Raw genomic sequence first — 14,123 nt, 5'->3', positions numbered from 1 at the left:
GTCAGGAGAGCGCTGAGCCGGAGCCGAGCAGGGGCGTACAGAACGCTGACGGGCTCCCCCGCGGTTTCGACAGGCCCGCAGCCGGGATCAGGCCGTCCTTCCACCCCAGGAGGGCGCACTCGCGGAACGACCAGGCGGGGTCCGCGTTGGGCAGATAGTAGGTACGGCCGAGGAACTGCTCGTGCAGCCCCCACCGCTGGGTGACGAACTCCTCCAGCGGCCCGGCCGCCACGGGCCTTGTCCCCCACGTCGATCCACACCCGTGACCCCGAACGGCCGCCACCGCGGCGCCTCGTGCTGTAGAGGAACCGGCTGTCGAACCACTTGCTGCTGATGCGGGACCACCGATAGGGCAGGCCGAAAGCCCATCGCGCCGTCAGCACCGGCAGCAGACGGTCGCAGTCGAGGGACTGGAACACGGCACCTCACCGACCCACGGCATCACGGCTGTACAGACGGACGTTGACCTCGCTGAAGCTCCCCAGATACGGCAGCGCCGGCGTCCGTCCGAACGCGAGGTCGTCCATGCGGAAGAAGACCAGGCCGACATACGCACGCCCCTGTTGGAGGTCGGGCACGGTGCCGGCCGGCAGCAGCCGGGCCACCTCGAACGGATCGGCAGCCCAGTACAGGAACACCAGGTCCCGCCAGCTCTGCCGGAAGAGCACGCGCCGCACCGGACGGGGAGCCCCCCGGGCAGCGGCGGCGCTTCGCCCACGACGGCGCGGGCGGCGAAACCGGTGTCCATGTGGAGCAGGTTGATCTCCAGCACCGTCACACGCCTGCGCCTCTGCGAGCGGCGGACCGCCGTAAGCCAGGTGGCCAGCGCCGCCTTGGCGGCAGCGTAGTCGGCCATCCCCGCGGGTGCATCCTCGGCCGCGACCCCGGTGACGGCGGCGAGGACGCCGCCCTCGGACACCTGGTCCGAAGCGGCACGCAGAAACGCCATCGGGGTGAATGCGTTGACGGCCGTCACGTGCTCGGCCACCGCGTCGTCGACCTCACCGGCCGATCCGAAGGCGGCGACATCTACACCGGTGCAACCCGGGAGGACGGATTCTGAACGATCGCGCACTGATGCATCCGTCGGCTGCGGCGGCACGGAAGGGAAGATGCCGGAACCAGCGTGTGTTCCGGCGGCCGGATGTCGAAAGCGGAGGCAGTTGTGATCGAAGTCGAGCGTGTCATGACACTGGACCATCCGTTGCGCGACGTGGTGGGCTTCCTCGCGGACTTCTCGAACGCCGAGCTGTGGGATCCGGGCACCATCACCTGCGACCGGGTCGGCACCGGAGGTCTGTCGGTGGGATGCGAGTGGCACAACGTCTCGGAGTTCCGGGGCCGCCGTACCGAACTGCTCTACCGTCTGGTCCGTTTCGACGCCGATCACCTGACCTTCGTAGGACGCAACAAGACCGCCACCTCGACCGACGACATGCGTTTCGAGGAGCACGACGGCCGGACACGGCTGACCTACCGGGCGCGCATCGAATTCAACGGACTGGCCCGGCTGGCCACTCCGCTGCTCAAGCGGGAGTTCGACCGGCTCGGGGACGAGGTGTCCGAGCGCCTGCCCCAGGCGGTTGACCGTGCCCTGCGTGTGCCGCCCTCGGGTGGAGGTCACCCCCAGTGACCGGCGACATCGACGTGGCCGAGCCGGATGCGGTGCTGCCGCCGGAGGCCGGGGTGAGCACCGGTTCCCTCGCGAGACGGGTGGGCGTGTCTCCCACCACGCTTCGTTCCTGGGACCGCCGCTATGGCCTCGGCCCTGCGACCAGAGCGGAGGGCCGCCACCGCAGATGGACCTCCGACGATGTCGCCATGGTCCTTGAGATGTGCCGTCTGACAGCCTCCGGCATCCCGCCGGGCGAGGCGGCGAAGGTGGCCAAGGACCACAGTGAAGGACGCGACGCCGGGAACGAAGTCGCCCCTTCTGCCGGGCCCCCGGGTGGTGCCATCACTCCGTCGGAGGCCGGCTCTGCGTCCCCGTACGCCTCGCGGTCCGGCAGCGGCCTGCCGTTGGGAAACGTGCGGCAGGAGTGCAAGGGCCTCGCCCGCGCGGCCGTGAGGCTGGACGGCGCCGCCGTGCAGGAACAGCTCACCTCGGCAGTGCGCAGGCACGGACTGGTCGTGACGTGGGAGGAGATCCTGGCTCCGGCCCTCCAGGCCGTGGGGCGCAAGTGGCAGTCGGCGGGCGAGCGCTATGTGGAGGTGGAGCACCTGCTGTCCTGGAACATCTCCGCGACCCTCCGTCATCTCTACGTGAGTGCCGTTGCCGCTCAGAAGTCCTCGCGCTCGGCGCCCGTGATTCTGGCCTGTCTGCCCGGCGAACAGCACACGCTCCCACTGGAAGCACTCACCGCCGTTCTCGCGGAGCGGGGTGTCCCCACCCTGATGCTCGGTGGCGATGTCCCCGCGGAAGCACTGGTGGCCGCGGTGCAGCGGGTCGGTCCGAGTGCCGTGGTCCTGTGGTCGCAGTCCACGTCGACGGCGAGCGTCCCACTGGCCCACCATGTCGCCGCCACCCGCTGGGGCGTCCGCGGAGCGCGCACGCAGAGCCGGGTACTGCTCACGGGCCCCGGTTGGCGGCGGGCGCAGCACTCCGGTCTGCTGCGCCCGCAGGGGCTGCAGGAAGCGCTCCTCATGCTCGATGACGAACGCCTCGCGACATCGCCCACCCCTTGAATCGGCGTCACCCGAGCCTGCTGCCGGGGTGCGCGCTGTCCGCGACACGATCCGGCTCCACCGGTTCGTCGTCGCCACCCGACGCGGCACGGCAGGGCGGGGACGACGAACCAGCAGGGTCTCTCACGTCATCAGCCCTCGCGCTGCGCGTCCGTCGTGGGAAGCGCCCGCCCCGCACTCGCGCCGCCCGTGGGCAGTGACGGCCTCTCTTCGTGGCCCCGGCGGCGGACCGCAAGGGATTCGCGGGCGGCCTCACGGGCGTGCCGACGACGCCAGTACGGGTTGTCGTGCGGCAGCTTGCTCGATACGCGCCCGTACATGCCGAAGGTCAGAATGATCAACCCCATGATGAAGCTGAACAGGACGTTGGTCATCCCGAAGTCCAGGACGTTGGCCGACCGGTCCAGGATGAAGAGGTGGACGAACCCGCTCAGGAGGAAGAGCGTTCCGATCACCATGTTGAGTGTCGAGGCGAGGTTTCCGCCGACGATGCCGCCGGCGATGAGCGCCAGGCCCACGACGACGGAGATCACACTCAGCAGTCCGTTGGTCGACATGCCGGCGATGTGGTGCCCGTGGGTGCTGAACGGGCTGAGCTCATCGGCGAATCCGAGGATGCCGAAGACAAGCAGGGTGAGTCCGCAGAGTGCGGCGCCGTACCGGTAGACCGTGGTCAGCTGATGGTCCACAGGCAGCTCGTCGCTCAGTTTCATGGCGAATCCTTTCCGATGCGCGAACGCGTCGCGGACTTCCGTGGAGCAGCCTCCGAGCCGACCACCCAAAAGGGTATTCGCGGCAAAACGACCATACGGTTGCGCTCCTCCGGAATTTCGACCGGCCGGCCCCCGGGTCGAGCCCACGAGCCGGACTCCGCACTTCACGACCGCCGCAGACTCACCGTGCCCGTCGCCACGATCCGGCCGACGGCGGTCAGGGCGAAGCGTGCTCCCAGGTGATCCGAGACAACGGCGACGGTCGCTCCCTTGGCCGGTACCGCGGACCGGATGTCCACCCGCAGCCCCGCCACAGCGCGGGACGTCATGCCGGAGGACAGCAGGACGGCCTGCCGCCCGGCCTCCAGTACAGCCAGCGCGGTCAGACGGCTCGGTCGGCCCGGCAGGAGAACGGGGTGAGCCGGGTCGCGCGGAACGACCACCAGTCGGCCCTGTGGTCCACGGGCGAGCAGCACATCCGCGTCGGCGACCGCGCCCACCGCCGCCGCGCTGGGATGCAGCAGCCCGAACCCCGGCGCTGCGAGAAGAGGCTCACCGCCGTCCGGGACGGGCGGCCCGCAGGTCATCGTGCAGGTCGCGAACACCTGCCCCGCATGGAGGTACTCAGCCGTGATGCGGAACGAGGCCAGAGCACCACCGCCCGGCACGAGGTCGCTCAGTGTCACCCGGACACGCACATGGGTGACGCTGCCGCTCTCCGAGGGCTGCGCGCCCGGATGCAGTCCCAGGCTCACGGACACCGCCGCGAACTGCCGCTCCCCTCCGGTGCGGAGATGCCCGTGCTGGACAGCCGCGGCGATCTGTCGGGTGGACTCAACGACGATCAGTGGATGATGTTCCACAACATTGGCGCGCTCGTTCAGCGGGTGCAACCGCGGCCACTGGCAATGCCCCTCGAAGGAGCGGTCTCCCAGCCGGCGCAGCGAGACGAGCAGCATGCAGGCCACCGTCTCAAGTCCCAGGGTGCGCCAGGTCAGCTCACCGTTCACACCTTCCGGGCCTGTCACCCACCTGGTCCGGGACACTCCGGGAGAAGCGGCTCCGAATCCCGGTGCCTCGGGCGCTGCGCTGTCAGGCATGAGGCCTCCTCGCTTCGCGGACAGGTCCTCTTCGACCGCACCGCACTGGGTCTTCTCACCGGACGGCGCTGACGGATGCACACCGTGCGGCTTCTTTCCACCTTCTCGGTGAGACGCGCTCGACCGGGTCAGACACAGCGGGCCACCGTTCCGCGCACGTCCGCGGGAGCATCCCGTTGGGCTTGACGATGGTCGCCGCGAGGCGCTGAACGTGGGCTTCGGAAACGCTGCTGGGAGGACGATTCCGATGCCTTTTCGGCTTCGGCGACAAGCCACCGCCGGAACCGGGACCCGCGTCGCCGGGTGAGGCACGACCCGCGCGGGACACCGGCGGAACGGCCGTAAGAGGGATCAAGAAACCACAGATTCCGAGATGGCGGCGGCCCTGCGTGGTCACGGCCGGCGGTCGGTCCCATCCCGGGCGCCTGTGCATCCGCGGCACTGCGTGAGCCGGAAGGAGAGGTGACCATGGATGTGATCAGGAGTGCCTGCCCTGTCAGGCACGCCGGACGGGAGGCGACGGTTGACCGGTGGGCGGACATCTCAGCGGTGGGACGCGGTCGTGGTGGGCGCCGGCCTGGCCGGGCTGGCCTGTGCGCACGATCTGAGCGCGCTGGGGCTGCGGGTGCGGGTGCTGGAGGCGGGCGACCGGGTAGGTGGCCGGATGCGGACCGACCGGGTGGAAGGCTGTGTGGTGGACCGGGGGTTCCAGGTCTTCAACACCGCCTACCCCCAGGTGCGCGCCCGTCTTCCGCTCCGGGAGCTGCGGCTGCGGGCGTTCACACCGGGGTTCCTGGTCCATGACGGCGGACGGCGGTTGCGGTTCGCCGACCCCACGCGCGCACCTCGGCAAGCGCTGCGCAGCGTAATCGATGGCCTGGCCAGGCCACGTGATCTGGCCGCGCTGGCGGCACTGACCGGTTTCGACGCACTGGCCCCCGCAGCGCTGGTACGGCGCTCCAGCGACACCTCCACGCGGCAGGCGCTGGCAGCGGCGGGCTTCAGCCGGGGTTTCGTGGAACGGTTCTTCCGTCCCTTCCTGTCCGGCGTGTTCTTGGAGGAGGACCTGGCGACCTCCGGCAGGTTCTTCCACCTGGTGTGGCGGAGCATGGCACGCGGCACGCTCTGCCTGCCCGCGACGGGCGTGGCGGCCGTACCCGAACTGCTGGCGTCCACATTGCCACCTGGGACGGTCGCACTGGAGTCGCCGGTGACGGCTCTCACCGACGAGGGTGCTCTCCTCGGGGATGGGCGAACGGTGCCCGCGCGGACCGTGGTCGTGGCCACGGACGCCTTTACGGCGGCCCGGCTGGGACCCGGCCTGGCCGTGCCGCCGTACCGAACGGTCACCACCTACTACCACCTCGCGTCCCGCTCACCACTGCGCGAGCCGACCCTCGTGACGGATGTCCGACGGCGCTTCGTCAACAGCGTCGTGCTGAGCGAGGTCCACGCCGGATACGCGCCGCGCGGGTACGCGCTGGTCGCCACCTCGGTGCTCGGCGACGACCGCGAGGGACGGGAGCAGGCGACGCGGACCGCACTCGCCGAGTGCTACGAGACCGACACGGCGGGCTGGGACCTGCTCACCGTCCGAACGGTGGCCGGAGCACTGCCGGCCATGGAACCAGGGCTCCCCCTCAGCCGCCGTACCCGGCTGGCCGCCGCGCGGTACGTCTGCGGCGACCACCGGGCCACCGGCTCGGTACAGGGCGCACTCGCCTCAGGGGCGCGGGCCGCCCGGGAGGTGGCCTCCGACCTGCGCTGAACCGGCAGGGACGGCCCGCGCGCCAGGCTCACGGCACCTCTTGGTCCCAGCGCTATTCGGCGTTCGGCACCTCCTCCAGATTTCGGAGCCGGTCCGGTCCCTGGACGGCACGGGCGGTGCGCCGGTCGGCGGCGAGCAGGACGCGATGCCGGTGGGCGAAGGACCAGTAGCCGGTGGTGAAAGGACAGACCCGCTCCCCCGCGCGGTCGCCGGGACGGTATGCACAGCCGTCGCACAGATCTGCCGCGTCGATGCCGGCCCGGCCGACGTCCGGTCTGCGAGCGGCAGCAACCGCGTCGGCTCGGCAGAGTGGTTGTTGTCGTTCCGAATCTGAAGGCGGAGTTTTCGCTGGTCAGGCATAGGGTCGGTGATTCGGTGGCAGTGGTGGCGTGTTGTGTTGTCGCTGCCCGGGAGGTTGCGGAAGACGCTCCAGGGCCCCAAACGCTGGAACGGCACCAGCGAGGCCCACCCCGCGGTCTTCCGATGGGCGACCCGCTACAACACCCGCCGCCGGCACTCCCGCCTCGGCCAGATCAGCCCCATCACCCACGAACAGCGATCAACTACGCTGACCGCCGCCGCATGACAACCGGCGTCCACCATCAAAGGCAACGCGGGCGCCCCAGCCGGTCGGTACCTCGCCTGGACCGTGGGAGGTCCCTCTGCCCGACCAAGCGTCTCGCGGTAAGGGTGGCACGTTCAGACCGTACCTGTTACCTTCCCTCCGATCATACATTCACTCATGCCATGTATGAATGGGGCGCATATGCGGGGGAAGACGGCCGTGGTGCTCGGCGGTAGCGTGGCGGGGCTGTGCGCAGCGGGAGTGCTCGCGAGACATTTCGACGAGGTGATCGTCCTGGAGCGGGACCGGCTCCCGCCCGACGCTCAGCATCGGCGGGGCGTGCCGCAGAGCAAGCACCCCCACTTCCTCCTCAACTCCGGGCGTCGCGCGATGGGCGAGATCTTTCCAGGGATCGAGGAGGCACTGATCGCCGCGGGCGGGATGCGCCTGATGCCATCGATGGACGCGGCCTACTGCGAGAACAACGGCTGGGCCCCGCGCAAGGCCGGGTCGATGACGATGCTCTACAGCTCCCGCGTCCTCATCGAGCGGGTCCTGCGCGACAAGGTCCGCGAGCTCCCGGCCATCGAGATCCGCGAGGGCGTGACCGTCACCGGACTTCGTGCCAGTGGGGGCGGCACCGCGCGCGGGCGCGTCGAGGGAGTCGAGTACCGCGCGGGCGACGACTCGGGCCACCTGTCAGCCAACCTGGTCGTCGACGCCCTGGGGCGCGGCTCCTCCGTCGCCGACTGGCTGAGCACGGCGGGATGGCCCGCGGCGCCGGAGAAGACGCTCGACGCCAAGGTCACCTACACGTCGCGGTGGTACGACCTGCCGCCCGCCGACCTGCGTCCACCGTCGTGGTGGTGGAAGCACCTGGTCATCACCCCGACCCAGGACACCGGCGACCATCCCGAGGAACACGAGTTCCTCAGCAACTTCTTCCCGATCGAGGGGAACCGCGCCATCGTGTGCATGGGGGCGTGGGGCATCCGGATGCCGCGCGAGGTCGACACCTTCGAGGCCGCGGTGGACCGCGTGCGGGCCAGGTCCTTCGGGCAGGCGACACGTGCCTGCACTCCGACCTCCGAGGTGCACCTCACTCGTGCGACCGGCAACAAGTGGCGCCGCTTCGACCTGCTCGACCAGCCCCCGCTCGGGCTGGTCTGCGTCGGTGACTCGATCTGCGCGTTCAACCCGTTCTACGCCCAGGGGATGAGCTCGGCGGCCCGCTCCTCGCTCATCCTCGCCGAAATGCTGCACGGCCACGACGTCCTCGACCTCGCCTTCTTCCGTGAATTCCTCGCCCGTCAGAAGAAGTCACTCGACGTGCCCTGGATGCTCGCGATGGCACGTGACCAGGCATACGACTTCGCGACCGGCAGTGAGGTCGTCGCTCCCTGGCGCCGCAAGCTGGCCGCGCGCCTCAGCTGGCCGGTCTTCAACGCCATCAACGCCACGAGCCGCGAGGACGCCTACGTCGAGCGGACGTTCGCCCAGGTCTTCAACCTCGACATGTCACTCAGGGAGATGACCACCGACGTGCGGTTCTGGTTCGGCGTCGCGCGCTACAAGCTGCGTCAGCTGCTCGGACGCACGGTCGTGCCCGGCGGATTCGACGACCAGCAGGATCCGCCCGGCACCGACTTCACCGGCCACACCCGCGCCGGCAGCTCGCCGTACGCCGAGACCGACCTCGTCAATGACTGACCCGAGGGGCAAGGAATGAGCTCTTCATGCGATGCAGCGGCCGAGCGCCTCGCTGGAAAGCTCGGCTTCTCCTGCCACGGGGCCGATCCCATCGTCACCTTCCGCGATCCGTTCGGTCTCGAGAACGGCACCATGCCGTTCCTCGAACTGCTCATCATCGGCGGTGCGGTGTTCGCGCTCGTCCATGCGTGGCGGCGGTGGCGGCGCGACAACGACCCGGTCAACATCTCTCTGTGGTTCGCCTCGCTCGTCTACCTGGCGGTGATCGAGCCGCCGCTCTACTTCCCGGGCTGGTTCGGCCTGGAGAAGCACGTCGGGTTCATTTTCTCCCACAACGTGTTCACCGTGCAGTTCATGTACGACCGGCTGCCGCTCTACATCGTGGCCTTCTATCCGGCGCTGTCGCAGCTCGCCTACGAGGTGGTCCGCACTCTCGGCGTCTTCGCGCGACGTGGGCCCCTTCTCGGTTCGCTGGCGGTCGCGTTCACCTGCCAGGCGTTCTACGAGATCTTCGATCAGCTCGGACCTCAGCTGAAATGGTGGGCCTGGAACCCCGGCAACAAGATGATCAACAAGCCGGCGCTCGCCTCGGTCCCGATGAACAGCATGTTCCTGTTCGCCTCGGTGTCCTTCGGCGCGATGACCTACCTGGTCGTCAGACTGGTCGGCGCGAAGGACGGCCGGGGCACGCTCACCGGCCGGCAGACCAGCCTGCGTACCCTGGCCGCCGGCGCCCTGACACCGTTGGCGATGGCGGTCGCCGGCATCCCCAGCAACCTCTTCCGTGGTGGGGACCACCTCGGGATCCAGCAGGCCATCCTCGGTGCCGAGCTCGCAGTGGTCTGGATCGTCGGCCTCTACCTTCTCGCGGACGCCTGGCGTGCGCGGGGGACGGATCCGGTTCCGGTGGCGTCGCCGCTGTTCGCGCGGATCTATCCGGCGCTGTACCTCGGCGTGCACCTCGTCCTCTGGCTGGTCGCATTGCCGGCCTACTTCGCGGCAACCAACGGCATCACCGAGCAGGGCACGCCGATCGGCAGCCTGTGGTACGCCATGCTGTGCGCCGTAGCCGCAACCGGGCTCATCGCGGCCGTACTCCGCGTGACCATGTCCCGACGGACCACCGAGCCTGTGCGATCCTGAGACCATGGGGCATCACGGCTGGGGAGGCCGGCCTCCCGCATCGGACGCGGAGGCCCGGCAGCGCATCATCGACGCGACCGCCCGCTGCATCGACAGGCACGGCGTCACCAAGACGACCCTGTCCGACGTCGCCGGCGAGCTCGGCGTCACCCGCCAGACCGTCTACCGCCACTTCCGCCGTATCAGCGACATCATCGGCGCGGTGGCGGCCCAGGGCGCCGAGTCGTTCGTCGACCTGATGATCGCGCACCTGCAGGGGATCACCGACCCGGCCGAAGCCGTGGTCGAAGGCATGGTCTTCTGCGTACGGACCATCCCCACCGAGCCACGCCTGAGCCTCCTGCTGCAACTCGGAGACACCAGCGCCTTCGGCCGCGGCGCCACCACCAGCGACACCATCGCCTACGGCGCCAAGATGCTGCAGCGCTTCCCCGTCGACTGGTCCGCCGCCGGCATCGGCGAGGACGACCTCAACGGCCTCGCCGAGATCATCATGCGACTCCTGACATCGCTGCTGCAGCACCCCGGCGAGCCACCGCAGGACGTAACCCAGCTGCGCACTTTCCTCAGCCGCTGGCTGGCCCCGGCACTGTCCCGGACATCAGCATCCGCTCCCCCGCGTTCTTGAGCGCTCACCCGGTGTCGTAACAGGCAGCACCGAATCGCGAGTCGGGCGCCCACCAGAACGAAACGACTTTTCCGGAGCAGGGCTCCTGAGCGCGGCTCACGGAATCCGGCCGGGCGGGCGCGCCGGGCAGGGCCGCACCGGCTTTTGGCAAACCGGGCCACGATCAGCGCGGCCGCTGTGGGTGAGGAAGTCGGGCAGGCGCCGTGCCAGCCCTGGCGGGTCTGGCCCTGGGGGCAGGTGACCCGCTCACGGTCGTAGTCGATGGGAAGTCGTCCCGGACGAAGCCCTGGTCGTGGCGATGCTGACGGGGGCTGCTCCGCAGTGGTCCACAGACGGTGGCCTGGTGTGCGCGGGCGGCTTGTTCCAGGGGGCAGGTAGGCGTAGCCGGCGTCGAACAGGTGCTCGGCGGGCAGGGGCAGGAGTCCGCGGCGGGAGGGGCGGGTGGGGACTCCGGGCAGGACCTCGCCGTCGTGGGTGGTGGCCGCGTCCGTGATCACGTGAGAGCCGTCGGGAGTACGGGTCTCGGTCAGATGAGCGGCGAACCCCGTCCAGCTGGTGATGTGTCCGTGCCGTGCGTGGCGGGCCGAGGTGTCGTAGGGAGAGACCACCACCCGGGACGAGGGCGGCAGCCCGGGTCCGCCTCCCTTTTGGTCAGGATGAGGGCGGGGTCTGTCCTGAACCGGACGGTCGCTTCGGCGGCGAGGCCGACCGTGCTGCCCAGCACGGGGAAGGCGTCGCGGACGTGTGCGGCCGTGCCCGGCTGGAGCAACGTGTAGCCGTAGAGCGTGGCGGAGTCGAAGCCCTCCGGAGCCTGCCCCCATCCCTCCCAGTCGAGTGCCCGCGGGGGCGTCCCGGTGAGGTTCGCCCAGTGCACGTCCGAGTGGGCTGTGGTCCAGCGGGTCACGGTGGGCGCCGGGATCCCGAGGAACCGCGGGATCGCCCGGTCCATGTACTGCCGGCGTACGGCGACCCGCCCGGTGGCGACAGCCGACACCTTCTCCAGAGTTGCGGCCAAGTTCTCCCACCAGGAGTCCGGAAGCTGAAGTTCGTGCTGGAGGATCGGGTCACCGGCCAAGACCGGCTCTTCGACGCGCACGGACAGTTCCGCCCGGTAGGCGGTGGTGTCGTCGAACATGTCGTGCACGTCCAGTAGTGCGGGACAGTGCCCGTCGAGATCGCAGAAGGCGTGCCGGGCATCGAGGGCACCATCCCACAGCTTCCCCGACGCCTTGTCCTCCGGCGAGGACACCAGGCGCAGCCACACGGGCGCGCCCGAAGCGGTGCGGGCCGGGGCACCCAGGGTGCGCCCGGCCCAACCCCAGAACTCCCCGGTCCACGACGCGGTTGACCCTGCGGCAGGAATACTGAGGCGGATACTCACGCCGGCCCTGCAGGCCCCACCTCCGGAGACGACATGCCCAACCCTCTCGCCGCCGCCCTCAGTACCGCCGCACTCACCGCGGGCATGCTCCTCGGCGCTCCCGCCGCCGGTGCCCAGACCGCCGCGTATCCGACCAGCTCCTTCGACGTCACCTACGGGAACACGTACACCCGGGGCACGATCACTTGGTACAACCGGCAGGTCCTCGTGTCCGGCGAGCACAAGTCGGTCAGCGCGACGAGCTGCCGCGGCACCACCGCGTTCGGCGTCGACTCCAAGAACCACGACGTGGCGGTCAACTTCAGCGACCACGGCGTATGCGGCGCCAGCGCGTCGTTCAGTTTCCCCGTGACCTTCTACGTGGCCGGAGTCGGCGTCGTCCGGATCTGCCTCGACAACGGCACGGAGAGCCCTCCCGTCAAATATCTGAAGTGCGCGCGCTACGGCCGCCCCTGACTCAGAGACCCCCGGGGACGCACGACCTCCGGCGCCGCCGTACCGGCGAAAATGGCGGAACGGGCGGCGAGAACGGAGCAGCCATGGCTGGAGCCTCGTGTGCGCTGCCCGCCGGGTTCGATCACGACCACGGTCACCCCTGTCGTCACCGTGTTCCGGTCGTCGGTCAGACGTGCCTCGGCGGTTGTGCAGATCAGTTGCCGGGCGGCGAGCGGCGGCAGTGGGTCGGTACCCGCGGGCAGACGAAGTGTCACCAGGGCGTCCTGCGTGTTGATGGCCGGAGTAGGTGTACGGGTGAGTGCAGTCGTCAGACCGAGCATCCGGTCCCGGTCGTCAGGGCCGGCGAACAGGAGCCCTATGGCTTGGCGTACGTCGACCGGCTCGGCGATCTCACGGGATACGGGGACCAGGTGTCCGTCGTCGGCGATGAAGTAGAGCAGCACACCGGACCGGAGTCCGCTGGCGGGGTCGCCGGACTGGACGATGCCGGTTGGCGGGATGCCGCAGCCTGACAGCAGCAGAGCCATGGCAAGCAACACACCCCACCTCATGGTCGATCCTCCTCTGCGGATTCCGGCAACGGGAGTTCGACGGTGAAAACGACGCCGCCGTCGGGGTGGTTGGCCGCGCGGATCGTGCCGCCGTGGAGACGCACGTTCTCGGCGGTGATGGCGAGGCCCAGGCCACTGCCTTCCGTCCGGGTGCGAGCGGTGTCGGACTTGTAGAAGCGGTCGAATATGTGCGGCAGGACGGTATCCGGGATCCCGGACCCGTTGTCCAGCACCTCGATGACTGCCCACTGGCGCACACCGTCTGCGGTGGGCCGTTGGCAACCGGATACGGAGAGCCGTACGGGAGGTGCCCCGTGACGCAAGGCGTTCCCGATCAGATTGGCAACGATCACGTCGAGGCGGCGGGGGTCGACTTGCCCCCGCAGCACCCCTGGTGGAGGCATCACTGTGACCACAGAGTCCTGCCAGCCCCTCGACGAAAGGGTGCGCTGGACCGACTCCGCGAGATCGATCTTGTCCAGGTGCAGGGCGGCGGCGCTGGCATCAAAGCGGGTGATCTCCATGAGGTCCTCCACCAGACGTGCGAGGTTGGCGGTCTCGTCACTGATGAGCCGGACCGCGGAGGCGGTGTCCGGGGCAAGTTGGGTGGCGTCCTCGTCGAGGATGTCGGTGACGACGGACATGGCCGCCAGCGGGGTGCGCAGTTCGTGAGAGACATCCGCGGCGAAGCGGCGGGCTTTGGTCTCCATGCGGCGTAGTTCGGCGATGGACTCCTCCAGGGCGGCGGCGGTCTCGTTGAAGGTGTGGGACAAGTCGGCCAGTTCGTCCGAGCCGTGGACGGCGAGGCGGGTGTCGAGCCGGCCCTCGGCGATATGCCGGGTGGCGCGGCGCAGTTCGCGTACGGGTCGCAGCACTCCCCGGGCGGCCAGCAGCGCGACGAGCACGGCCAGGCCCATGGCGGGTACGGTGGCCCGCCCCATGGCAGCGACCAGAGCCTGGACGGAGCCGAGTTCGCCTGTTTGGGGAACCACCAGGAAGACCGTGAGCCCAGAGGCCCTGCGCTCGTTGGCCATGGCGGTGGACATGACCGGCATGCCCACGACCAGGGACGGGCGGCCACCGGTCGTCACCCGCTGGAAGACGGTCGGCGTCTGGGTCGTCGCCGCGGTGCGCAGGGCGGCCGTCAGCTCGTGGAACGGGTCCTGCGGTACTGACGTGGCGCTCTGCCCCCGATAGACGACCAGTACCCGCCACTTCCGCGAGGGATCACCCTGGGCGATCTTGCCCGCGAACGCCGTCAGGTCCTGTCGGCTGGGCGGCAGCACCAGTGACGGTGCGAGGGAGTCGACCCGGTCGCGCAGCAGGCGGATGACACTGTCCTGGCTCTGCTGGAGGATGCCGCTGCGGGCCTGGCGGAACGTCAGGGCCCCGGTGGACAGGGCAGCGACGACAGCCACTAGCC

The 14,123-nt window shown here is 69.6% G+C and carries 14 protein-coding genes and 2 pseudogenes; 8 read left to right on the top strand and 8 right to left on the bottom strand.

Annotated features, from left to right (window positions below; genetic code table 11):
- Position 1 precedes the first annotated feature (1 nt).
- The 3 genes and pseudogenes from OG226_RS50175 to OG226_RS50165 all read right to left on the bottom strand — a co-directional run.
- Positions 2–232: a DUF2071 domain-containing protein gene (locus OG226_RS50175; RefSeq protein ID WP_328675063.1), complete on the bottom strand. Its 231-nt coding sequence runs from the start codon at positions 230–232 to the stop codon at positions 2–4.
- A gap of 97 nt (positions 233–329) precedes the next feature.
- A pseudogene (locus OG226_RS50170) lies at positions 330–605 on the bottom strand (DUF2071 domain-containing protein); the annotation flags it as partial.
- Positions 606–739: 134 nt separating this feature from the next.
- Positions 740–1,201, bottom strand: a pseudogene (locus OG226_RS50165) (SDR family NAD(P)-dependent oxidoreductase); the annotation flags it as partial.
- On the opposite strand from OG226_RS50165, the gene OG226_RS50160 reads away from it, so the two are divergent.
- Both OG226_RS50160 and OG226_RS50155 read left to right on the top strand, forming a co-directional pair.
- The gene (locus tag OG226_RS50160; RefSeq protein ID WP_329353041.1) at positions 1,166–1,633 is read left to right on the top strand and encodes an SRPBCC family protein; all 468 of its coding nucleotides are present in this window, start codon (positions 1,166–1,168) and stop codon (positions 1,631–1,633) included. The pseudogene OG226_RS50165 and the gene OG226_RS50160 sit on opposite strands and share 36 nt — an antisense overlap.
- Positions 1,630–2,685, top strand: coding sequence for a MerR family transcriptional regulator (locus OG226_RS50155; protein WP_329353039.1), 1,056 nt, complete (start codon positions 1,630–1,632; stop codon positions 2,683–2,685). The genes OG226_RS50160 and OG226_RS50155 overlap by 4 nt, the downstream gene beginning before the upstream one ends.
- 131 nt (positions 2,686–2,816) lie before the next feature.
- On the opposite strand, the gene OG226_RS50150 is transcribed toward OG226_RS50155, so the two are convergent.
- Both OG226_RS50150 and OG226_RS50145 read right to left on the bottom strand, forming a co-directional pair.
- Positions 2,817–3,398, bottom strand: a complete 582-nt coding sequence (locus OG226_RS50150) for a DUF4383 domain-containing protein (RefSeq protein WP_329353038.1) — start codon at positions 3,396–3,398, stop codon at positions 2,817–2,819.
- A 164-nt stretch (positions 3,399–3,562) separates the two neighbouring features.
- Complete coding sequence (locus OG226_RS50145; RefSeq protein WP_329353036.1) at positions 3,563–4,498, bottom strand: AfsA-related hotdog domain-containing protein; 936 nt, start codon at positions 4,496–4,498, stop codon at positions 3,563–3,565.
- A gap of 523 nt (positions 4,499–5,021) precedes the next feature.
- On the opposite strand from OG226_RS50145, the gene OG226_RS50140 reads away from it, so the two are divergent.
- The 5 genes from OG226_RS50140 to OG226_RS50120 all read left to right on the top strand — a co-directional run bounded on the left by OG226_RS50140 (position 5,022) and on the right by OG226_RS50120 (position 10,312).
- Positions 5,022–6,266 carry an NAD(P)/FAD-dependent oxidoreductase gene (locus OG226_RS50140; protein ID WP_329353035.1) on the top strand — a complete coding sequence of 415 codons (1,245 nt, stop codon included), beginning with the start codon at positions 5,022–5,024 and terminating at the stop codon, positions 6,264–6,266.
- Between the two features lie 358 nt (positions 6,267–6,624).
- Positions 6,625–6,852 (top strand): integrase core domain-containing protein, encoded by a 228-nt coding sequence (locus tag OG226_RS50135; protein WP_329353739.1) that lies wholly within the window; start codon positions 6,625–6,627, stop codon positions 6,850–6,852.
- Positions 6,853–7,032: 180 nt separating this feature from the next.
- Positions 7,033–8,541, top strand: a complete 1,509-nt coding sequence (locus OG226_RS50130) for an FAD-dependent oxidoreductase (protein WP_329353034.1) — start codon at positions 7,033–7,035, stop codon at positions 8,539–8,541.
- 15 nt (positions 8,542–8,556) lie between these two features.
- On the top strand, positions 8,557–9,684 hold the full coding sequence (locus OG226_RS50125; RefSeq protein ID WP_329353032.1) for a hypothetical protein: 1,128 nt from the start codon (positions 8,557–8,559) through the stop codon (positions 9,682–9,684).
- A 4-nt stretch (positions 9,685–9,688) separates the two neighbouring features.
- Positions 9,689–10,312: a TetR/AcrR family transcriptional regulator gene (locus OG226_RS50120; RefSeq protein ID WP_329353031.1), complete on the top strand. Its 624-nt coding sequence runs from the start codon at positions 9,689–9,691 to the stop codon at positions 10,310–10,312.
- A 526-nt stretch (positions 10,313–10,838) separates the two neighbouring features.
- On the opposite strand, the gene OG226_RS50115 is transcribed toward OG226_RS50120, so the two are convergent.
- The gene (locus OG226_RS50115; RefSeq protein WP_329353029.1) at positions 10,839–11,693 is read right to left on the bottom strand and encodes a hypothetical protein; all 855 of its coding nucleotides are present in this window, start codon (positions 11,691–11,693) and stop codon (positions 10,839–10,841) included.
- Positions 11,694–11,726: 33 nt separating this feature from the next.
- On the opposite strand from OG226_RS50115, the gene OG226_RS50110 reads away from it, so the two are divergent.
- Entirely contained in the window at positions 11,727–12,149 is a 423-nt protein-coding gene (locus OG226_RS50110; protein ID WP_329353027.1) for a hypothetical protein, read from the top strand.
- Here the strand turns inward: OG226_RS50110 and OG226_RS50105 are convergent.
- Both OG226_RS50105 and OG226_RS50100 read right to left on the bottom strand, forming a co-directional pair.
- The gene (locus tag OG226_RS50105) at positions 12,134–12,700 is read right to left on the bottom strand and encodes a hypothetical protein (RefSeq protein WP_329353026.1); all 567 of its coding nucleotides are present in this window, start codon (positions 12,698–12,700) and stop codon (positions 12,134–12,136) included. The two genes, OG226_RS50110 and OG226_RS50105, sit on opposite strands and share 16 nt — an antisense overlap.
- Positions 12,697–14,118: a sensor histidine kinase gene (locus tag OG226_RS50100; protein ID WP_443066968.1), complete on the bottom strand. Its 1,422-nt coding sequence runs from the start codon at positions 14,116–14,118 to the stop codon at positions 12,697–12,699. Before OG226_RS50100 ends, OG226_RS50105 begins: the two co-directional genes overlap by 4 nt.
- Between the last annotated feature and the right edge of the window lie 5 nt (positions 14,119–14,123).

Origin of the sequence: Streptomyces sp. NBC_01261 (assembly GCF_036226385.1) — a bacterium.
GTDB lineage: Bacteria > Actinomycetota > Actinomycetes > Streptomycetales > Streptomycetaceae > Streptomyces.
Note: the sequence above shows the minus strand (reverse complement) of the source record. Positions and strands in the feature narration are given on the sequence as shown.